Raw genomic sequence first — 21,239 nt, 5'->3', positions numbered from 1 at the left:
GGCTGATTTCCTGGTGGAGCCGCCTGGGGGAATCGAACCCCCGACCTTTTCATTACGAGTGAAGCGCTCTACCGACTGAGCTAAGGCGGCGTGCCTTTCGGCCACCGGAGTCTATCGTCTCGGGCCGCGGATCGCGAAAACGGGTGGTCAGCTGGTCCGGGCGGCGATGAAGGTGGCGACCATGGCGGCGACGGCGAAGCGGGGTTTGACGTTGAGATCGATGGCTTCGCGGCAGTCCAGGACGGCGTCGATGCTGCGGAGGAGACCCTCGGGCGGGACGCGGTCGGCGAGGTCGCGGATCGCGTCGGCCATGTCGGGGTGGGTGAGGGTGACCGCGGACAGGTCGTGGCCTGCGAAGCGGACGGCGAGGGCGTCGCGGAAGAGACCGGCGATGTCGATGAGGGCGCGGTCGAGGGCGTCGCGTCCGGTGCGGGTCAGGCGGGATTTCTGGCGGCGTTCGAGGTCTTTGAGGATGCCCGCCGAACCTCGGGTGGCCCCGGCCGAGCCCTTGCCGGTGCCGCCCGCGCCGAGGGCGGTGGCGAGTTCGTCGCGTTCGCGTTCGTCGCGTTCGGCGCTCATCTCCTTGGCCTCGTCGTCGGCGGCTTTCACCAGCGCGTCGGCGGCGGCATAGGCGGCGGCGGGACGGGCGGCGGCGGTGGCGATGGCGAGGGCGCGTTGCCTGCGCTCGCGGGCATGGGCGTCGGTGGCCAAGCGGCGGGCGCGGCCGACGTGGCCGCCACTGATCGAGGCGGCCCACTCGGCGGTGTCGGCGTCGAGACCGTCGTTGTCGCGCAGCACGGTGGCGATGTCGGCGACCGCGGGGGTCACCAGGTGCATGTGCCTGCATCGGGAGCGCAGTGTGACCGAGATGTCCTCGGGGTCGACCGACGGCGCGCAGAGCAGGAAGACAGTGCGGGCGGGCGGTTCCTCCACAACCTTCAACAGGGCGTTGCCCGCCCCTTCGGTGAGCCGGTCGGCGTCCTCGACCACGACCACCTGCCATCGGCCGGTACTCGGCCTGCGTGCGGCGATCTGCACGATGTCGCGCATCTCCTTGGTACTGATGCTCAGCCCTTCGGGAACCACCCGCCGCACGTCGCCGTGCGTGCCCGCCATGGTGGTGGTGCAGGCGTGGCAGCGACCGCAGCCCGGAGTCCCCGGATCGGTGCATTGCAGAGCGGCGGCGAAGCAGAGCGCGGCGATGGAGCGGCCGGAGCCGGGCGGGCCGGTGAACAGCCAGGAGTGCGTCATCGCGCCCTCGACGACACCCGCGCGGGCCGCCACCGCCGCGGCCGTCAACTCGGACTCGACGGCGTGCTGCCCGACCAGTCGATCGAAGACTCCCGCCACGACTACACCCTAGCCGCCCGGTCCGACCCGTCCGTCGGGGTGCGGCCCGGATTCAGGAGGTCTCCGCGCTCGTATTCGCCGAGGCCTTCTTGGCCGGAGCCTTCTTCGCGGCGGTCTTGGTGGCGCTCGCTGTGGTCGCCGTCGCCTTCGCGGCCGCGGCCTTCTTGACGGCCGTGGTCTTCTTCGCCGCCGTCTTCTTGGCCGGGGTCTTCTTCGCAGCGGCCTTCTTCGCGGTGGTCTTCTTGGCAGCTGTCTTCTTCGCGGTCTTCTTCACCGGCCCACGGGCCCGCCGATCGGCGAGCAGTTCCGCGGCCCGCTCGTCGGTGATCGACTCGACCTCGTCGCCCTTGCGCAGGCTGGCGTTGGTCTCCCCGTCGGTCACATACGGGCCGAACCGGCCGTCCTTGATCACCATCGGCTTGCCCGACACCGGATCGGCGCCCAGCTCACGCAACGGCGCGGTGGAGGCGGACTGACCGCCGCGCCGCTTGGGCTCGGCGTAGATCTTCAGCGCCTCCTCCAAGGTGACCGAGAAGATCTGATCCTCGGACGCCAGCGAACGAGAGTCCGAGCCCTTCTTCAGATAGGGGCCGTAACGGCCGTTCTGCGCGGTGATCTCTTCGCCGTTGGCGGGATCGACACCGACTACGCGCGGCAGCGACAGCAGCTTCAGCGCGTCCTCGAGGGTGACGGTGGTCAGGTCCATCGACTTGAACAGCGAACCGGTGCGCGGTTTCGGCGCGGCCGCCTTCTTCGCCGCCGCGGACTTTTTCGCACCCTCCGGCTCGGGTTCCGGCTCGGGCAGGATCTCGGTGACGTAGGGGCCGAAACGTCCCTCCTTGGCGACGATTTCGTGCCCGGTCGCCGGGTCGACGCCGAGCCTGCGCCCCTCCTGCGGGGTCGCGAACAGCCTTTCGGCGACCTCGGCGGTCAGCTCGTCCGGGGGCAGATCGTCGGGCAGGTTCGCGCGCTGGGAGATCGGATCGCCGTCGGGATCATCGGGATCGACGACCAGGCGCTCCAGATACGGACCGAAACGGCCGACCCGCACGACCACGTCGCGGCCCTCGGCATCGGTGAACAGCTTGATCGAGTTCACCGCTCTGGCGTCGATGTCGTCGAGCTGCCCGCCGACCATCTTCTTCAGACCGCCCGAGCGGGCGACCGAACCCTCGGCCCCGCTGTCGCCGCCGAAGTAGAAGCTGGACAACCAGTTCCCGCGGCGCTCCCGGCCACCGGCGATGGCGTCGAGATCGTCCTCCATGGCGGCGGTGAAGTCGAAGTCCACCAGTCGGCCGAAATACGCCTCCAGCAACCCGATCACGGCGAAGGCGACCCAGGACGGCACCAGCGCGCTGCCGCGCTTGTAGACGTAGCCGCGGTCGAGGATGGTCTTGATGATCGACGAATACGTCGACGGGCGGCCGATCCCCAGCTCCTCGAGCGCCTTGATGAGCGAGGCCTCGGTGTAGCGGGCGGGCGGATTCGTGCTGTGCCCATCGGGATTCAGCTCGACAGCGGTGACGTTCTGCCCCTCCTGCAGCGCGGGCAGGCGCGACTCGGCGTCGTCGGACTGACCGCCGGCCTCCTCGTCCACGCTCTCCACGTAGGCCTTGAGGAAACCGGCGAAGGTGATGGTGCGGCCCGAGGCGGAGAACACGCATTCCTCGCCGGTGCCCGCGACACCGGTGATGCGCAGCGTCAGCGTGGTGCCACGCGCGTCGGCCATCTGTGAGGCGACGGTGCGCTGCCAGATCAGTTCGTAGAGGCGGAACTCGTCGTTGTCCAGCCGCGAGTGCAATTGGCCCGGGGTGGCGAAGGTGTCACCCGCCGGACGGATCGCCTCGTGCGCCTCCTGGGCGTTCTTCACCTTCCGGGTGTACTGGCGCGGCGTCGGATGCACGTACTCGGCGCCGTAGAGCTGGGTGGCCTGGGTGCGTGCGGCCGCGATCGCCGACTCCGACAGCGTCGTGGAGTCGGTACGCATGTAGGTGATGTAGCCGTTCTCGTACAACCGTTGCGCCACCCGCATCGTGCGATCGGAGGTGAAGCGCAGCTTGCGACCGGCCTCCTGCTGCAGGGTCGAGGTCATGAACGGCGGATAGGGCTTGCGGGTGTAGGGCTTGGATTCCGCGGAGGTGACCGCCAGATCCACGCCGTCGAGCGCTTCGGCGAGCCTGCGTGCCCGGTTCTCGTCCAGCACGACCACGCCGTTGGCGGACTTCAACTGCCCGTCGGGGCCGAAATCACGGCCGCCCGCCACCCGGGCGCCGTCGACATTGACCAGGCGCGCGCCGAACGTGCGCGGATTCGCGCTGTCGGCCTGCTCGCCGGTGCCCGCATCGAGCTTGGCGGCGATGTCCCAGTACTCGGCCGAACGGAACGCCATCCGTTCGCGCTCGCGCTGCACGATCACCCTGGTCGCCACCGACTGCACCCGGCCCGCCGACAGCTTCGGCATGACCTTCTTCCACAGCACCGGGCTGACCTCGTAACCGTAGAGACGGTCGAGGATGCGGCGGGTCTCCTGCGCGTCGACCAGATCGGGGTCGAGTTCCCTGGTGTCGGCGGCGGCCGCGCGAATGGCCGGCTCGGTGATCTCGTGGAAGACCATCCGGCGCACCGGCACCTTCGGCTTCAGCGTCTCGAGCAGGTGCCAGGCGATCGCCTCGCCCTCGCGGTCGGGGTCGGTGGCGAGATAGAGCTCGTCGGCGTCGGCGAGCAGGCTCTTGAGCTCGGCGACCTTGGCCTTCTTGTCCGGGCTCACCACGTAGATGGGCTCGAAGTCGTTGTCGACGTCGACGCCGAGGCGGGCCCAGGACTGGCCTTTGTATTTGGCGGGCACGTCGGCGGCGCCGCGCGGCAGGTCGCGGATGTGACCGACCGACGCTTCCACCGTGTAGTTGCGGCCCAGATAGGGGGCGATCTTGCGCGCCTTGGTCGGGGATTCGACGATCACGAGACGACGCAGGGGACGACCCTGGTCGGCTGCACTGCGGTCTCGTGTTGCCACCGGCGAAAACACCTTTCCTTCTCAGAACCCGCGCCACGCGCCCTCGCGTCGTGCACGGCTGTAGGCAAGCGACGACTGCGAACATCGCTACCAGTGACGTTTATACCTTGACGACGGCAGCGGCCGGGCGCGCGCGACCCGAACCACTGAGCGTACGTGATGGGGAGATGGTAGCGCTCGACCCCTGAGGCAGCGCCCCACCCCGGATACAGCTCGTCCCTCATCCCGGTACCGGTGATGAGGGACGAAGCTGGATATAGATGCGGCTCAGCTGAGCGCGCGCACTCCGGTGGCCTGGGGGCCCTTGGTGCCCTGGCCGACCTCGAACTCGACCTTCTGGTTCTCCTCGAGGGTGCGGAAGCCCGAACCCTGAATCTCGGAGTAGTGGACGAAGACGTCAGCGGAGCCGTCCTCGGGCGCGATGAAGCCGAACCCCTTCTCCGCGTTGAACCACTTCACAGTTCCCTGTGCCATTATGTTCCTTCTCTTTTCTTACCGGAACGGCGGACAACTGGGTTCGTCCACCGGGCCCGTTCCGACCGCTGTACTCTTGGCCGTTCCCTGCGGGAAGATCCTTGCGGAAAGCACCGCAGGTAAAGCGCCAGGCACACCGCTCGCAACATCGATCCTGCTGATGGTTTGGACTTTCGATCCGTCCCTCGAACACAGAAGCTTGCGACCAGGAACCAGTGAACCATGTCTCAGAGGAATTCAACAGTCGAGTTACCGACAATTTGCAAAAAACTTGATCTTGCGAATGCGCGGATAAGGGACACAATCCCCAAATCCAGACTCACGGTTGGTTTGCCTTGGGATAACCGGGCGGTAGCTCCGTTGAAAGGCTGTGACGCAGGTCGCTATTCCGCATCGAGTATGCAGGTCGGTCGACCGGTAGAAGGCCATTCGATACCCGTTGGGCGCTCATCCGTGCTTGCCTCGTGACCGTGTACCGCGAAACCACCGCCGATATCGCCCTCGGTTACGGGCGATCGTTGCTGAACCGTGTCCTGGATTCTCCGGGAGATCCGCGGTTGACCCACGTGGACGACCAGCCCGCCAGGCGGGCTCGTACGACCGCATGGCCGGCGTGGGCCCATCCCGAGGTCGTCGCCGCGTTCCAGGCCGCGGGCATTCCGGCGCCGTGGACGCATCAGACCGAGACCGCCGATCTGGCCGCGAACGGGCAGCACGTAGTGATCAGCACCGGCACCGCCTCCGGCAAGTCGCTCGGGTATCAACTGCCGGTGCTCACCGCTCTGCGCGAAGATCCTCAGGCCACGGCCCTCTACCTGGCGCCGACCAAAGCGCTGGGTGCCGACCAGTTGCGCGCGATCTCCGAACTGACCCACGAAGGGGCTCTGCGCGATGTCCGCCCTGCCACCTACGACGGCGACACCCCGGCGGAGGTCCGGCAGTGGGTCCGTGACAACGCTCGCTGGATATTCACCAACCCGGACATGCTGCACATCGGCATGCTGCGGTCCCATCAGCGCTGGGCCAGACTTTTTCGCAGACTCCGCTACATCGTGGTCGACGAATGCCACTCCTACCGGGGAGTCTTCGGGTCGCACGTGGCGCTGGTGCTGCGCAGGCTGCGCCGCATCGCCGCCTGTTACGGAGCCGACCCGGTGTTCGTGCTCTGCTCGGCGACCACAGCCGATCCCGCAGACGCGGCAACCCGGCTGGTCGGAGCCCCGTGCGTGGCGGTCACCGAGGACGGATCGCCCTGCGGCGCCCGCACCGTCGCGCTGTGGGAACCTCCGTTGATGCACGCCACCGGCGGGGAGAACGGCGCGCCGGTCCGGCGTCCGGCCACCGTGGAGGCGGCACGCATCATGGCCGATCTGGTGGCCGAAGGCGCGCGTACGCTGACCTTCGTCCGCTCGCGGCGCGGCGCCGAACTGGTGTCACGGGAGACGCGCAGGCTGCTGTCCGAGCGAGATCCGGCACTGCCCGCCCGCGTCGCGGCCTATCGCGCGGGCTACCTCGCCGAGGATCGGCGCGCCCTCGAGGCCGCCCTGTCCGACGGGACCCTGCTGGGTGCCGCCACAACGAACGCGCTGGAACTGGGCGTGGACATCGCGGGCCTGGACGCCGTCGTCATCGCCGGTTTTCCCGGCACGGTGGCCTCCTTCCTGCAGCAGGCGGGCCGGGCAGGCCGACGCACGCAGGGGTCGCTGGTGGTACTGGTCGCCACCGACGACCCGCTGGACACCTACCTCGTCCATCACCCCGAGGCGCTGCTCGGCAAGCCTGTCGAGGCGACCATCACCGACCCGGCCAATCCCTACGTGCTGGGCCCGCAACTGCTCTGCGCGGCCGCCGAACTGCCCGTCACCGACGCCGAAGCCGATGACCTCGAAGCTCGCGGAGTACTCGCCGACCTGGCCGAACAAGGGCTGATCCGGTATCGGCCCGGCAAAGGTTCAGGCCGCTGGCACGTCACCGCGCACACCTACCCGCACGACGAGGTGGACGTGCGCGGCGGGGTCGGTGCGCCGGTGATGATCGTCGACGGCGAATCCGGGCGGTTGATCGGCACCGCCGACGCTGCCCGGGCGTCGTCCACGCTGCACGAAGGGGCTGTCCATCTGCACCAAGGCGAGACCTACGTGGTGGACGAACTCGACCTGGACGACGGCGTGGCGTTCGTCCACGAGGACGAGCCCGGCTGGACCACCACCGCCCGCTCGCTCACCTGCCTGACCATCGACGGCATCGTCGACGAGCACGCGCACGGCGCCGTGACGAGCGCGTTGGCGCAGGTCAGCGTGACCACCCAGCTCATCGGCTACCTGCGGACGCTGCCCACCGGCGAGGTGCTGGACATGGTTGAACTCGATCTTCCCGCCCGGACCCTGCCGACCAAGGCCGTCCTCTACACCGTCACCACCGACCTCCTGGAGACCGCGGGCGTCTCCGCCCGTGAGCTGCCCGGTGCGCTGCACGCCGCCGAACACGCCGCCATCGGCTTGCTCCCACTGATCGCGACCTGCGATCGCTGGGACATCGGCGGCCTGTCCACAGCAGAACACCCCGATACCGGCCTGCCCACGGTTTTCGTCTACGACGGGCAGCCCGGCGGTGCCGGCTTCGCCGAGCGCGGCTTCGCCCGGCTGCGTCCTTGGCTGGCGGCCACACTCGACGCCATCGAATCCTGTGTGTGCGTCACCGGATGCCCGTCCTGCGTCCAGTCACCCAAGTGCGGGAACGGCAACAGCCCCCTCGACAAGGGCGCTGCGACCCGCCTCCTGCGCGCGATGCTCACCGAACTCGACCGGACGCCCTTCCCGACATAGACGCAGGTCCACACGGTACGGACGGAGACACCGCCGGACCACCGGCCACATAGCTGGCTGTGGGCTGGGTCACGGCCGGAAGATTGACCGGCCGCCGCCGTCACCGGACGGACATCTCGGCCCTGAGAATAAAACGGAATAGTTTCATGTTAACTACGGCATTGCGGCCGATGCCTACCGGGTGGGACGCTTTCGCGATTTGAATTAGCGCAATCGGGCTCATTTAGATACCCCATCGTAATTGTCGACAGCCGGAGTATTCGGTAATTCAACCTTGCAGCATCCACTGTGGAACATTCCCGACCGGTCGGTCTTACTAATGCGCAGGTCCGGCGCGTGCACTCGCGCGCACGATCCGGTCGCCGAGGACACCGGCCGACACATTTCCTTCCACCGAGACCGTCACCTCCCATCCCACCACCTCACACGCGGTGACCGAACCGCCCATCCGGCGCACGATCGCGGCCGCTCGAGCGCATGCGTGATCTGTTCCGTTGTCCAGGACGCCCGCCGCCGCGAGCGCGCCGAGATCCGCGCCCGCCTGCGCCCGATGCCGCGCCACCACCACCGCGCCGAAGTTCACCAGCATCGAGGTGACCGCGATGAGCCCGACCAAGGCGATGCACGCGAACACGGTGGCCGCCCCCTTGTCGCCACCCCTATCCACCGTGGGCCTCCGTTCCCGGTTCGGGCACCGCGACCGCCTCGGCCCGCAGGCGAAGCGGCAGCAGTGGTGCGCCGACCGTGACCACTGCCACGATGAACCCGCCCTCGCGCCGCACCGAGATGTCGGCCTCCGGCGGCGCGATCCGCCCGGCAGCGGAGCGCGCGGCCGCCGAATCTCCCCTGGCCTCCAGCCGGGCGGCTTCGCGAGCGGCGTCGACACAACGGACCTGTGCCGACGCCGCGAACAGCGTCCCGAGGCAGAGCATCACGGCGATCATGATCGCGCTGACAGCGATGGCGGCCTCCACGGTCACCGCGCCGTCGTCGGCGACCAGACGGGCCGGCGTGGTGCGCGGTTGCGACCTGTCCACCAGCACATAGGACATCGCTGCGCGCCCGTTCAGACGCTGGTACTGAGAGCCTTGTCGATGATGCCGGTGAGCGCGTCCACGATAGAGTCCCCGGTCACCACCCCGTAGAGGACCGCACCGAACGCGGCCGCGGCGATCGTGCCGATGGCATATTCGGCGGTGGACATACCGTCGTCCGCACGCATCGCACGCACCAGCCGGATGCGCAGTTCCGTGCCGATCCTTCCGAGAGCGGCCCGGGTCATCCGGAGCATGGAGCGGGCGCTGTGCCGTCGCCGGTTCCCGGACCGGACGGAGAATGCGCGTGGGCCGCGACAAGCCGTCGCGTGGGCATGCGCGGCGAGGATGCGGCGAACGAAGTCCAGCCCGCGCACGCGCTCGTCCGCGCTGGGGCCGCCCGACGCGGCGCGGCGACCCGCGACGATACGCATCGCCGACGAGAGGGACCAAGCCGCCACCGTGGCGGCGGCCGCGACGACGCGGCGATCTGCCCATGCCGTGACCACCGTGCGCGGCAGTCGGCGCCGCAGGCTCAGACGCAGCCCCCTGAGCCGTCGCGCCCACAGGCAGTGCGCAGCGCGCGACTCGAGCGATGTCGCGGCGTGTGACGACCGCACCAGCGGGCGCGATCCGGACGTCCCGGCCTCCGGACGCGAGACCGGTGCCCCCGGAGCGGTGGTGCACTCGTCGCCCGAGCGACCGGGAAGAACGCATCGACGGGAAGCGCAACGCAACGGCGCCTTCCGCGCATTCACCGCTTTCGGGCCGGAGGTCACCGCGGGCATTTCTTCATCCGGCCCGGTCCGCATCAGCGCCTCCTCCGCACCAGCGGGCAACAGTTCCTCGCCTGATCCGATCGGCGGCACCGCCTCACGTGAGCCGATTGGCGGCGGTGCCCCGTGGGGACCGGACGCACACGGCGCCGCATCTACGCGGGAGAGGCTCGGGCTGGTCTCCGGCGAACAGGCATCGGCTACGCCCACAGCGAGATCCAGCGATTCCTGGACCGTGCCGGATCGGTGGGTGCTCATGGCATCGTCCGCCCGCGGCGGTCGCCAGAACATCGGGACGTGGATCAGCGGTCCGGCAGCGGCCACTCGTGACGTGCCGGGCCGCTGCGTATCGTGCCCCTCGTTCCGCGTCGTCGCTCCCGCACCGGCGGTCGCTGCGCGCAGGCTCGGATTCGACTTCGCGTCGAGGCTGCTCGGCGATGCGGCCGCGACCGCGTTCGGGCCGTCCGCCTCGACCGCATGGGCCGCAGGACCTCCGTTCCCGGCACCGTCTGCCGATTCGGTGGCGTCCTCGCCCTCCGTGGCAGGTGCAGCCTCGGATCCCTCATGCTGCTGAGTGACCATTTCGCGGGCAGAAGGCTCGGTGGCCTCCGTGCCGCCCACCAGGTTCGGACCGTCCACCGTGGTGGGATCGCTCACGGAACTGGGGCGGATGGGCTGCGGATCGGCGTGGCTACGGCGAACCATGAGCAGGGTGCCGAGCCTCCTGGTGGTCCGGCCGGTCGTGGTGGTGATCTGCACAGGCTGTCCTTTCTCATTACTGTCTGCGCGCGGCGGATGCCGCGACGAATGGGGACCGGGCACCACATCAGACGGGCAGGGGTAGCGCCCGGCGAGCGGAGGCCCGGAACTTTGGCCCGAACCTGCGTGGACAGGGCCCACGTGATCGACCGGTTCGAAAGCACGGGCACCCGCGGATCGCGGAGCGGGGTCGCCGGGCCCGCACGTTCGGCCACTGGCCGGTCGGTCGGATTCCGGCGATCGAGCTCCGGCCGGTCGCGAACCGCGTGCTCGGGCCTCGGCCGGTCGGGTCAGGCACCGCAGACCACCATGCGGACTCGAAGCCACGATGCGGCGGCACCGACGGCGCTCAGCGGGCAGAGCCGCGTACCCTCTCAGCCGGTGGTCTGCTCGGGTATGACACCGAGGCCGGCGGGACGGGTCGCGACGGAGCAGACCGAACCGACCGGACGCGGGTGAGAGCGATCCGGGTACGACAAGCGGTGCGAGGCGGCGGACCTGGGGCAGATCCCGGCTGACCGCGTCGACCCGGACGGACCCGGACGGCTCGATTGTGGCGTGGATCGGCGGCGGAGCAGCGGACTCGCAGCGTCGAGCGAGCGACGCGCCATAGACCGGCCGGGCGCGTCGGCCGAGCACATGGCGGCGTACCGGAGATCCCGTCCACGGACGGGCAGGCGTGGGGTGGCGCCGCGCACGCGCACGCCGCGCGCCGGTGGAACCGGGCGCCTGCCGGGCTCGCGCCGTGGAGATGACGGGATGGGATCGCATGTGGACAAGCGTCGTGGACAAGACCTGTGCCCGACAGCGTCCGATCGCCGAATGTGGACAACTCGGCGGCTGTGGACAACTACGTCGCGGCGGCCTGTTTGCCCATACCCATCCGCGCCAGCACCGCGTTCTCCATCAGTTGCACCACGTTGTAGAGCACCAGTGTGATCGCGGTGATGACCGCGACCGAGGCCCACAGCTCGTCGAACTTCGCGGCCGCGCTGAACTTCTGGATGGAGCCGCCGATGCCCTTGCCGGTGGACAGCCATTCGGCCAGCAACGCTCCGGTCACCGCTCCCGGCACCGAGACCCGGGCCGCCGCGAAGATCGACGGGAGAGCACCCGGCAAGGCCACCATGCGCAGTGCCCTCGCGCTGCCGCCGCCGTATACCCGGACCAAATCGAGGCTGTCGGGACTCGCCCGCCCCAGGCCGTACAGCACTGACGCCAGTGCGGGAAAAAGCACGACGATGCTGCCGATCGCGGCGACCGAAGCCGTGGTGCCGCGCCCGGTGATCAGGATGATGACCGGCGAGATGGCGACCAGCGGGACGCTGCGCAGCAGCAACGCCAGCGGCAGCACCCCGGCCTCGACGGCACGCGACAGTGAGAAGATCACGGCGAGCGTCACCGCGATCGTCATGCCGACCACGAAGCCGAGGCCGGCATCCTGGAGCGTCTGCACGGTGAGCGGTCGCAGGGCGGCACGGTTGTCGGCGGCGAGACCGCCCGCTTTCGCTCCGGCTTCGTCGACGAACAGGAACTCGAACACCTCCACCGGGCCCTTGGCCACGTACGGCGAGACGCCGGCGAAACTGACCACGGCCTGCCACAGCGCGATCACGATCAGCACCGTCAGCACGGCATCGACCAGTGCTCGTCGGACCGCCCGCACCATCGCACGGCTCATGCGCTCCCCCGTCCCGCCACCCAGGGGGTGACCAATCGAGCGAGTAGCCCGAACACGCCATATCCCACCAGCGCGACCAGCGCGCATAGCAGGAACACCGCCCAGACCCGCACCGAGTCCAACTGGCCCTGTAGCCGGATGAGGGTGATGCCGACACTCCGGTCCGTCGCTCCCATGTACTCGCCGAGGACAGCGCCGAGCAGTGAGGCCGGGACGGCGATCTGGAGCGCATTGAGAATCGCGGGCAGGGCCGCGATCAGCCGGACCTTGTACAGCTGCCGGAACCGGCCGCCGCCGAACACCCGGACCACGTCGAGGCTGGCCTGGTCGGCGGCATGGAAACCGAGCAGTGCGCCGACCACGGTGGTGAAGAAGACCGACAGCGCGGCGAGGAAGATCGCGGTCGCGGAGGGGTCCCCCGGCGATTCCGCACCGCCCAGCGCGACGATGGAGATGCCTCCGACCGCGACCAGGGGCAGGCAGTAGCTCACCACGGCGATCTGTGTGACGACCGTTTCGATCCGCGGCGCCAGCAGCACCGTGGCCGCGAGCACCAACGCCAGGCCGTTGCCCCACAGGAAGCCGACGACGGCCTCGTGGATAGTGACGGAGAAGAAGTCCCAGTACGCGGTGAATCCGTCGTCGGCGATCTGCCGGACCACCGCCCACGGCCCGGGCACCGGATCGTAGGTCGTGCCCGGGTCCGGCCGGAAAGCCAGCACCGAGAACAGCCACCAGCCGAGTACGAGGGCGACGGCGCCGAGGAGGACAGCGAGTCCGCCGGGAATGCCGCGTACCCGGAGCTGGGAGCGGGGCCCGGTCACGACTCAGCGCCCGCGCGTCCGTCGGCGCCGAAGAGGATCTCCGACGCCTTGTCCACCAACGCGTGGAACTCCGGCGTGCGCATCATCTCCGGGGTTCGCGGCCGGGGCAGATCGACCTCGATGATCGCCTTGATCCGGCCGGGCCGGGGTGACATCACCGCGACCTGGTCGGAGAGGAAGATCGCCTCGGAGATGCCGTGGGTGACCAGCAAGGTGGTCGCGGGCTTCTCGGTCCAGATCCGCAACAGTTCCAGATTGAGGTTCTGGCGGGTCATGTCGTCGAGCGCGCCGAACGGCTCGTCGAGCAGCAGCACCGAGGGCTTCAGCACCAGCGCCCTGGCGATGGAGACCCGCTGGCGCATGCCGCCGGAGAGCTGCGCGGGACGGCTGTCCTCGAAGCCGCGCAGCCCGACCAGTGCGATCAACTCTTCCACGTAGTCCTTGTCGACCTCCCGCCCTGCCACTTCGAAAGGCAGCCGGATGTTCTTGCGCACGCTGCGCCACGGCAGCAGTGCGTGATCCTGAAAGGCGATACCGAGTTCGCTGTTGCGGCGCAATGTCTCCGGCGCCTTGCCATCGACGACGACCGTGCCCGAGGTCGGGTGCTCCAGGTCGGCGAGAATCCGCAGGATGGTGGACTTTCCGCAGCCGGACGGTCCGAGCAACGCCAGGAACGAGCCCTGCTCGGTGTGCAGATCCGCGTCCGCCAGCGCCGTGACGGTGCGGCCACGGCCGGCCCGGAAGGTCTTGGTGAGACCGGTGATATGGATGCCGGTGCCGGACACGGAGGACGCCGCGTCGGCAGCGGTGGTGTTGTCGATGGACATCAAGGCCTCCTGGGTCACGGCAGGTAGGTCTCGAGTTCGGGATTCTCCGCGTAGATCTTCTCGATGATGCTGGTATCGAACAGTTCCTCGACGGTGACCTCCCAGCCTGCGGCGGCCAGGGACGCGACGGTCTGCTTCTTCAGCTCCGCGCTGATCGTGAACAGGCCGTTGGCTTCGGTCTCCGGGGTGGAGACGAGCAGGCTCTGGGCCTCGAGCCCCCGCTTGGTCTTCACCGGATCCAGGGCGCCGAAGGTGGATTCCAAACCGTCGGCGTTGTCGGAGGCCGCCTTGTCGTAGTACTCGGTCACCAAGGCCACGGTCTCGTCCACGGGATTGGCGAAGACATCCGACCAGCCTTTGATCTCGGCGATCAGGAAGTCTTCGAGCAGATCCCGGTTCTCGGCGAGATAGTGATCGGTGACGGTGAACGTCTCCGCGACGTAGGGGAGTCCGTTGTCGGCGTAGGGCAGGTTGGTGACCTTGTGGCCGGCCAGTTCGACGGTCAACGCCTCGTTGGTGAGGTAGGCCATGAAGCCGTCGACCTTGCCCTCCATCAGCGGAGTGGGGTCGAAGTCCACCGGCACGACCTCCACCTCGCTCGCGGGGATGCCGTTGGCATTGAGAATCGCCTCGAAGACGCTGGCGTTGGAGTCCTGGACGCCGATCTTCTTGCCCCGGAGATCCTGCGGCGTAGCGATATTCGCGCCGTCGGCGAGGGACAGGATGGTGAAGGGATTCTTCTGAAACGTCGCGCCGATGATCTTCAGCGGGGCGTCCTCGTTGGCGATGGCCGCGCCGACGGACGCCGCGTCGCTGAGCGCCACCTGGACGGTTCCGCTGAGCAGCTTGGCCACGCCGGTATCCGGGCCGGAGATACCGTTGACCGCCGAGAAACCGGCCTCGGTGTAGTAGCCCTTGTCGTAGGCGTAGAACTCGCCGGCGAACTCCTCGTTCTTGATCCATGAGTACTGGACGCTGATCTTGCCGTGTCCGTCCACGGTCGCCGAGTCGCTGCCGCCGCAGGCGGCGAGTCCGAGGGCGGCGAGCGTGGCGACCAGCGAGGTGGCGACCAGACGACGGCCTCGGCGGCGGGGGAAACGGTGCGACATCATGAATTCTCCTGCGTGAGCTGACAGTTCCGCCCGAGAGACGCAACGACAGTGCCTGGGCGAGCAGGTTATGAGACGGGCATTTCCACATGGAGACGTTCGGTTTCGTGGTCGTAAATTCTCCGGACGGCCGTTATCCGAACATCGCGGTGACGGATTCACAGCAGGCCGCCGTCCAGTACACGACCGGCGAGACCGACGACGACCGGAATGATGCCCAGGCAGAGGAACGCGGGCAGGAAGCACAGGCCGAGGGGGCCACTGATCAGCACCCCAGCACGTTCGGCGCGGGCGGCGGCCGCGTCCTCGATGGCACCGCGGTGCTGCACTGCGAGCTCGCCGACGGCTTCGGCCAGGGACGCTCCCGAGCGGGCCGAGCGCCGGGCCATTCTGGCCAGTGACTCGATCTCGGTGGCGCCGGGGCGACCGGCGGCATCCTGGGCGGCCCGCTCCCATGCGGTCGCGGCATCGGCACCGAGGGTGAGCATGTCGGCGGCGCGCAGCAGCGCGGCGCCCAGATCGGGCGGAGCGCTGGATGCGACGGCGGAGGCCGCGGCGGCCATCGGGAGTCCGGCACGTAGGCAGGCAGCGAGGAGATCGAAGACGGAGGCGATCGACAGCGGATCGAGGACGGACGGTTCCGATGCGGACGGATTCGGGTCCCGCCCGGTGGGCGGGATGCGCAGGCGATGGCGCGGCGCGGCGCGGGCGGGCCAGGACAGCAGCGCGACGGCGAGCACAACAGCGGCGGCGGCAGACATTCCGGACATCGCTCACACCAGACCTTTTCGGGTGATCGCATCGGTCCAGAGCACACCGACGCAGACGAATGCCGCGCCCAGCGGCAACAGTACGTCGCCCGCCGCGGTGGTGAGCAATACGCGCAGCGGTTGGGCGCCCATCAGTTGCCCGAGAGCCAGACCTAGCAGGGGAAGGCCGGACAGCACCGTCGCGGTCGCCCGCGCACCGGCCATCGCGGCGGCGCTACGACGGCGGAAGCGCACCCGCCCGGCGAGATCGGCACGCGCGGCGGCGAGCAGTTCGGCCAACGCCAAGCCGTGCCGCTCGGCGACCTGCCAGGCATCGGCGATGCGGTCCAGTTCCACGCGTATCACCGAATCGTCGTCGCGCAGACCGTCGGCGCCCGAGCCGCCGAGCCTGCTACGGGCCGCGCTGACGGCGAAAGCTCTGGCCGCCGGACCACTACCGGACTCGCGCGCGGCCACCTCGGCGGCGGCACTGGGATGCGCGCCGACCCGCAACTCGCCCACCACGGCTTCCAAGGCGTCGAGCAACCGGAGGGATTCGGCGCCCTGCTCACGATCGCGTCTGCCCCGGCGAGCTCGGACGGTCACGGTGGCAGCGGCCAGCGCGGCCGCGATGAACGGCCCGACCCCGGTCCCCACCACCACGGCTGCGGCCCCGGCGAGGCCCGCGATGCGCATCACCCTTGTGGACGACACACTCGGCCGTGCGAGGAACAACGCGCGCCGGCGGCGGCGGGCGGTGGGAGCCTGCGGTAGGAGCAGCGCCGAGGCCAGACAGAGGAGGGCGGGGATCATCCGCCGAGCCGCTCTGTGAGCAGGGCTGTCAATCGTGCCGCGGCCGGGACCGATCCGCCGTCCGCTCGCCAGGCGGCGGTGATGCGCACCCGGCCGTCCTCCGCGCGTTCGACCACACCGACCTCGCGCAACCCCCGCGAGCCGTCCGAGGCGCGTCGCACGTGCAGCACCACCTGGACCGCTGCCGCGAGCTGGCTGTGCAGGGCGGCGCGATCCATGCCGCCCAGCGCGGCGAGCGCTTCCAGCCGCGCGGGCACCTCGCGGGGCGAGTTGGCGTGGACCGTACCCGCGCCACCGTCGTGACCGGTGTTCAGCGCGGTGAGCAGATCGACGACCTCGGCGCCGCGCACCTCCCCGACGACGATCCGGTCCGGCCGCATGCGCAACGCCTGCCGCACCAGGTCGCGGACTGTCACCTCGCCGACCCCCTCGACATTCGCGGTGCGGGCGACCAGTCGCACGACATGCGGATGCGGTGGGGCGAGTTCGGCGGCGTCCTCCACACAGACGATGCGCTCCGCCGGATCCACCGTTGCCAGCAAGCTCGACAGGAGCGTGGTCTTTCCGGATCCGGTGCCGCCGACCACGAGAAACGCCAGACGGGCGCGAATGACGGCTTCGAGCAACGGCTTCGCCGACGCGGGTACCGCCCCCGAGGCCGCGAGCGCGTCCAGCCCCTGGGTCGCGGGGCGCAGCACCCGCAACGACAGACACGTTCCGCCGTGCGAGATCGGGGCGAGCACGGCGTGCAGGCGCACGCCGAACGATGCGCCGAGGGCCGACCCGGTGCCGCTGAGCCTGCCGTCGACCCAGGGCTGGGCGTCGTCCAAGCGCCTGCCCGCCGACAACGCCAGCCGCTGCGCGAGCCTGCGCACCGCCGCTTCGTCGGGAAAGGTGACCGACGTCTTCTCCAGGCCGTGCCCACGGTCGATCCACACCGCGTCGGGCGCGGTGACGAGCACATCGGCGACCCGTGGATCGTTCAGTAGCGGTTCGAGCAGTCCCGCGCCCGTCAGCTCGGTCTGCAGCAGGCGCAGGACACGCAGCAGATCGGTGTCGCCGAGGACGCCCCCCGTTTCGGCCCGGACCGCGGCGGCCAGTCGCGCCGGATCGGGATCACCGCTGTGACCGGCGATCCGCCGACGCACCCTGTCCAGCAGATCGGCGGTGACCAGGGTGCTCATCGAACCCGCTCAGGTGCGTCGAGGACGTCGAGCACCGCCGCCGCCGCGATGGCGAGCGGACCGCGCCGTGGCACTCGCAGCCCGCCACGTTCCAGCCGAGCAGGCAGCTCGGCCTGCGCGCGCACCGCGGCGAGCAGCGGTAGGTCGAGCACTTCGGCGATCTCCTCACCGTGCAGCCCGCCGGGCGCGGGCCCGCGAACTATCAAGCCCAGCTGGGGATTTCGAGCCGATATGTAGGCGGCCGCGGATTCCGCGGCCGCCACGGCGCGCAGGCGCGCCGGTACGACGAGCACGACCAGATCGGCCGAATCGAGCACTTGATCAGTGGCCGGTCCGCGCTCACCGGAGAGATCGCAGATGACGAGATCGCCTGCGGCACGGCCTGCTTCGAGCACCGCGTGGATGGCGGCAGCTCCGATGCGGGCGGGCAATCGACCGGCACCGCCGCGCCCGCAGGACAGCACCGCCAGCCCCGGCGCCGCGCACGGCAGCGCGTCGTGCAGTGCGCCCGCCGCGACACGGCCGTCCTCGACGACGAGATCCGACCAGCGCAATCCGGCCGTGTTCTCGATGCCGAGCAGCAGGTCCAGACCACCACCGAAGGGCGCGCCGTCGACCAGGAGAACGCGCCGGGCGGACGGTCCGCCGGCCGCTCGCACCGCTGTCGCGGCGGCCAGAACAGAGGCGCCCGCGCCACCGCAGGCCCCCGCGACAGCGACCACGACGCCATCGCCTGCCTTCGGTTCGCCGTGCTCAGCAAACTTCTCGACAAGCCCGACCGCGGCGCCGGGAAGCGCGATCACCCGCTCCGCTCCGACGGCCGCCGCGCATTGCCAATCCGAGAGCCCGGGCTCGCCGTCGGTCACCAGGATTACCCCCGCCCGGCGTTGGTGAAACGCACTCACGCACTCATGAGCACAGGCTGTGTCGAGGATCACCAACGGTGCGCTCGACCAGCTGTGCCGGCCCACCGGAGGGTCCGTCTCCAGCAGTGCGCGCTGGGCCGCGGCGGCGACCCGGCGCACCTCTTCGCGGAGTCGATCATCACGGATCAACACGAGTGCGGGCCGCGTGAGCGGGTGTTCGAGCGGATCGTGGGCCATGTGCGTCAGCGTCGCCGAATCGGCCGAGCGCCGACAGCACACGAATGCCGAATGTGGATAACTCACCGGTTGTGGAGAACGCCGCGGGACCGAAAGTGCGTCCATCCGGAAATAGAGGACGGCCCCAGCCGGGGGGGGAGGAGGCTGGGGCCGTCGGGGTTCAGCCCCGGGGGGTCGGGCTGAACACGCCTGGAACATGTCCAGGTGCCAGCAATACTACACCCATTGCCCGCCGCCGACGCAAGTGCGGCACGGAAGAACTTTTGTGACCGTTCACGTCTCCGGCGTCTCGCGAGCAAACATCGCGGCGGATGCACCGACCCGGCTGTGACCCGCGGCACCGTAGTCGCGCCTATCCTGAACAGGTGACGGCCGAGGACGACGATCCCGTGGTCGCGGCCTCCTGGGCGGCGCCCACCTTCGCGCACCCCCCGGACGGCGCGGCGCGCGTCGCGGCGTTCTTCGATCTCGACAAGACGGTGATCGCCAAGTCGAGCACCTACGTGTTCAGCAGACCGTTCTTCGCCCAGGGCCTGCTCAACCGCCGGGCGGTGCTCGAGAGCAGTTATGCGCACTTCCTGTTCCTGCTCTCCGGCGCCGACCACGACCAGATGGAGCGGATGCGCGAGCACCTGACCAAGATGTGCGCGGGCTGGAACGTCGAACAGGTGAAAGCCATTGTGGCCGAGACACTTCACGATATGGTCGACCCGGTCATCTACGCCGAGGCCGCCGACCTGATCGCCGATCACCGGATCCGCGGGCACGATGTGGTGATCGTCTCGGCCTCCGGCGAGGAAATCGTCGCCCCGATCGCGCGCGCACTCGGCGCCCAGCACACCGCCGCCACCCGGATGGTGGTCGCCGACGGCAAGTACACCGGCGAGCTGGAGTTCTACTGCTACGGCGAAGGCAAGGTGAGTGCCATCGAAAAGCTCGCCGCGGCAGAAGGTTACGACCTGTCGCGCTGCTACGCCTACTCCGATTCGATCACCGACCTGCCGATGCTCGGCGCGGTCGGCCACCCCACCGTGGTCAACCCGGATCGCGCGTTGCGCAGGGAAGCCCTCACGCGGGGCTGGACCGTGCTGACCTTCTCGAACCCGGTGTCGCTGTGGGCGCGCTTCCAGGCTCCCTCGTCGACCACGGTGGCTGCGACAGCCGCCGTCGGTCTGAGCGCGGCGCTGGCCGGAGCCGTCGGTTACCGACTGTTGCGGAAACGTCGCTGACACTGCTCGACGCGATTTCGAGACCGTAGGGCGACACGCGAGACACGGTTCCCTCCTGCAGATTCAACCCCTTGAGTGAGATGTCTCACGATGGTAGAAAGGTAGCTACGGAAGGCCGGATGGCCACGACGGAGCCGGAAGAGAAGGTTCAGTCCCCCGCCCGACTTTCCCAGCACGGAGGCCAGGTACCCACGCGGAGCGCGCCGCTACAAGGGCAGCAGCGTTGTGGGCCTGCGTAGTTCGACTGCCGACGGCGAGAGCCTCGCACAGGTTGCGGGGATGAACCGGCGGAGTACGAATGATCGCCGAGGCCATGGAACACAACCCGAATATGCACGCTTGGTAACCGGGTACTCCGTGCTAGCGGGCGGTGGAATCGTCGCAGGACGATAGCACCGCCCGTTTCGACGTGTATGGGGTTCTTCCGTGCAGCGTCCAGGTCTCCGGGAGGCGTTCAGCCCGCGGCGGCGTCGGCGATCGACGTCGCTTCCCGCGCGCCGTCTTCGAGCGCACCGCAGCACAGGATGACCCAGCCACCGACGCCGGTCGGGTCGCCGGTGCCGAACGCGGCCGCGGCGTCCAGGTAGGCCTGCCTGCGGCGCAGCCAGAAGACCTCCGGCACCCCGAGGCTGTGCGGATCTAGCCCGCTGGCCACCGTCACCAGTCTCGACGCGGCGCGCGCGACGATGCCGTCCGCGCTGCCGAAGGGCCGCAGCGACAGCAGCTCGCCGTGCACGACGGCGGCGATCACCGGTGCGGGGGCGCGGGTGACCTGCAGAGTCTGCACGAGTAGATCGAGGCGTTGCGCCACACCTGGTTCAGGGCGCGGTCTGCCCAGCGACAGTTCGTCGGAGACCAGATCGGCGGCCGCCAACAGATGCAACCGGGCGAGCGCCTGGAGGGGAGCGCGCTGCCAGGTGGCGGTCAGATTGCGCAGTGCGTCACCGTCGAGGGCTTGGCCGACCCGCAGCGAGCCGGCCAGGATGGGATCGGCGACCCGGCCGTCGGCGGGGATGTCGGTGCCGCCGCCGTCGATCGCGGCCGAGGACCGGGCGGCGCGGACAGCGGCCTCGGCCGCGGTGGTCGGCCAGCCGCGCCGGTTGGCTCGGTGCCGGTGGACAGTCGCCAGCGCGTCGCGGGCGCGGTCGGCGGCCTCGAGCACACCGGGCAGGTCGACGAGGGGCTGCAGCGGATCGGTCACGGGGACGAGGCTACTGAGGCAACCGGGAGCGATGCGGCGGGGCTCGCGCTACGAACCCGACACTCCACGCGGCGTGGATCACAGTTGACTAATCTCGGACTCGGCCCTGCCGACGTGAGAGAAGAGATGTGATGTCCGAAACCACCGCAGATCATCGAGAGTCCTACCCGCCGTCGGCGGAGTTCGTCGCGCAGGCCAACGCCGACAGCTCCCTCTACGACCGAGCCCGCACCGACCCACTGGAATTCTGGGCCGAACAAGCCCGCCGCCTGCACTGGCACACCCCCT

General features: G+C 69.5%; 18 protein-coding genes and 1 tRNA gene. 3 read left to right on the top strand and 16 right to left on the bottom strand.

Going from position 1 to position 21,239, the window contains the following annotated elements; translation table 11 throughout:
- Positions 1–14 precede the first annotated feature (14 nt).
- The 4 genes from IU449_RS14150 to IU449_RS14135 all read right to left on the bottom strand — a co-directional run bounded on the left by IU449_RS14150 (position 15) and on the right by IU449_RS14135 (position 4,837).
- Positions 15–90 (bottom strand) — tRNA-Thr (locus IU449_RS14150).
- A 57-nt stretch (positions 91–147) separates the two neighbouring features.
- The gene (locus IU449_RS14145) at positions 148–1,350 is read right to left on the bottom strand and encodes a DNA polymerase III subunit delta' (RefSeq protein ID WP_195002595.1); all 1,203 of its coding nucleotides are present in this window, start codon (positions 1,348–1,350) and stop codon (positions 148–150) included.
- 52 nt (positions 1,351–1,402) lie between these two features.
- A complete protein-coding gene (topA, locus tag IU449_RS14140) occupies positions 1,403–4,363 on the bottom strand; it encodes a type I DNA topoisomerase (RefSeq protein WP_195002594.1) in 2,961 nt (986 codons plus the stop codon).
- Between the two features lie 267 nt (positions 4,364–4,630).
- Positions 4,631–4,837 carry a cold-shock protein gene (locus IU449_RS14135; protein ID WP_011206895.1) on the bottom strand — a complete coding sequence of 69 codons (207 nt, stop codon included), beginning with the start codon at positions 4,835–4,837 and terminating at the stop codon, positions 4,631–4,633.
- Between the two features lie 470 nt (positions 4,838–5,307).
- Here IU449_RS14135 and IU449_RS14130 point away from each other — a divergent pair, with 470 nt between their 5' ends.
- A complete protein-coding gene (locus tag IU449_RS14130) occupies positions 5,308–7,662 on the top strand; it encodes a DEAD/DEAH box helicase (protein ID WP_324188246.1) in 2,355 nt (784 codons plus the stop codon).
- Positions 7,663–7,978: 316 nt separating this feature from the next.
- On the opposite strand, the gene IU449_RS14125 is transcribed toward IU449_RS14130, so the two are convergent.
- From IU449_RS14125 to ssd, 11 genes are all read right to left on the bottom strand, one after another.
- The gene (locus IU449_RS14125; RefSeq protein ID WP_195002593.1) at positions 7,979–8,329 is read right to left on the bottom strand and encodes an Rv3654c family TadE-like protein; all 351 of its coding nucleotides are present in this window, start codon (positions 8,327–8,329) and stop codon (positions 7,979–7,981) included.
- The gene (locus tag IU449_RS14120) at positions 8,322–8,606 is read right to left on the bottom strand and encodes a TadE family type IV pilus minor pilin (protein WP_228804818.1); all 285 of its coding nucleotides are present in this window, start codon (positions 8,604–8,606) and stop codon (positions 8,322–8,324) included. The genes IU449_RS14125 and IU449_RS14120 overlap by 8 nt, the downstream gene beginning before the upstream one ends.
- 122 nt (positions 8,607–8,728) lie before the next feature.
- Positions 8,729–8,944 carry a DUF4244 domain-containing protein gene (locus IU449_RS14115; RefSeq protein WP_195003181.1) on the bottom strand — a complete coding sequence of 72 codons (216 nt, stop codon included), beginning with the start codon at positions 8,942–8,944 and terminating at the stop codon, positions 8,729–8,731.
- Between the two features lie 2,137 nt (positions 8,945–11,081).
- Positions 11,082–11,912: an ABC transporter permease gene (locus IU449_RS14110; RefSeq protein ID WP_228804699.1), complete on the bottom strand. Its 831-nt coding sequence runs from the start codon at positions 11,910–11,912 to the stop codon at positions 11,082–11,084.
- Complete coding sequence (locus IU449_RS14105) at positions 11,909–12,736, bottom strand: ABC transporter permease (RefSeq protein ID WP_195002590.1); 828 nt, start codon at positions 12,734–12,736, stop codon at positions 11,909–11,911. Before IU449_RS14105 ends, IU449_RS14110 begins: the two co-directional genes overlap by 4 nt.
- Positions 12,733–13,563 (bottom strand): ABC transporter ATP-binding protein, encoded by an 831-nt coding sequence (locus IU449_RS14100; protein ID WP_195002589.1) that lies wholly within the window; start codon positions 13,561–13,563, stop codon positions 12,733–12,735. Before IU449_RS14100 ends, IU449_RS14105 begins: the two co-directional genes overlap by 4 nt.
- A 14-nt stretch (positions 13,564–13,577) precedes the next feature.
- Positions 13,578–14,675: an ABC transporter substrate-binding protein gene (locus IU449_RS14095; RefSeq protein ID WP_228804697.1), complete on the bottom strand. Its 1,098-nt coding sequence runs from the start codon at positions 14,673–14,675 to the stop codon at positions 13,578–13,580.
- A gap of 155 nt (positions 14,676–14,830) precedes the next feature.
- Positions 14,831–15,433, bottom strand: a complete 603-nt coding sequence (locus IU449_RS14090) for a type II secretion system F family protein (RefSeq protein WP_195003179.1) — start codon at positions 15,431–15,433, stop codon at positions 14,831–14,833.
- Positions 15,434–15,445: 12 nt separating this feature from the next.
- Positions 15,446–16,234, bottom strand: a complete 789-nt coding sequence (locus IU449_RS14085) for a type II secretion system F family protein (protein ID WP_195002588.1) — start codon at positions 16,232–16,234, stop codon at positions 15,446–15,448.
- Positions 16,231–17,418 carry a TadA family conjugal transfer-associated ATPase gene (locus tag IU449_RS14080; RefSeq protein ID WP_195002587.1) on the bottom strand — a complete coding sequence of 396 codons (1,188 nt, stop codon included), beginning with the start codon at positions 17,416–17,418 and terminating at the stop codon, positions 16,231–16,233. The genes IU449_RS14085 and IU449_RS14080 overlap by 4 nt, the downstream gene beginning before the upstream one ends.
- Positions 17,415–18,521 (bottom strand): septum site-determining protein Ssd, encoded by a 1,107-nt coding sequence (ssd, locus tag IU449_RS14075; RefSeq protein WP_195002586.1) that lies wholly within the window; start codon positions 18,519–18,521, stop codon positions 17,415–17,417. The genes IU449_RS14080 and ssd overlap by 4 nt, the downstream gene beginning before the upstream one ends.
- Positions 18,522–18,910: 389 nt before the next feature.
- On the opposite strand from ssd, the gene IU449_RS14070 reads away from it, so the two are divergent.
- Positions 18,911–19,750: an HAD-IB family hydrolase gene (locus IU449_RS14070; RefSeq protein ID WP_324188300.1), complete on the top strand. Its 840-nt coding sequence runs from the start codon at positions 18,911–18,913 to the stop codon at positions 19,748–19,750.
- A gap of 454 nt (positions 19,751–20,204) precedes the next feature.
- Here IU449_RS14070 and IU449_RS14065 read toward each other — a convergent pair whose 3' ends face one another.
- Positions 20,205–20,951: an oxidoreductase gene (locus tag IU449_RS14065; RefSeq protein WP_195002584.1), complete on the bottom strand. Its 747-nt coding sequence runs from the start codon at positions 20,949–20,951 to the stop codon at positions 20,205–20,207.
- A 131-nt stretch (positions 20,952–21,082) separates the two neighbouring features.
- Here IU449_RS14065 and IU449_RS14060 point away from each other — a divergent pair.
- A partial coding sequence (locus IU449_RS14060; RefSeq protein WP_195002583.1) for an acetyl-coenzyme A synthetase N-terminal domain-containing protein occupies positions 21,083–21,239 on the top strand: 157 nt, incomplete at its 3' end.

Source organism: Nocardia higoensis, assembly GCF_015477835.1.
GTDB lineage: Bacteria > Actinomycetota > Actinomycetes > Mycobacteriales > Mycobacteriaceae > Nocardia > Nocardia higoensis_A.
The sequence above is the reverse complement of the archived record's forward strand: the minus strand, read 5'-3'. Positions and strand labels throughout refer to the sequence as shown.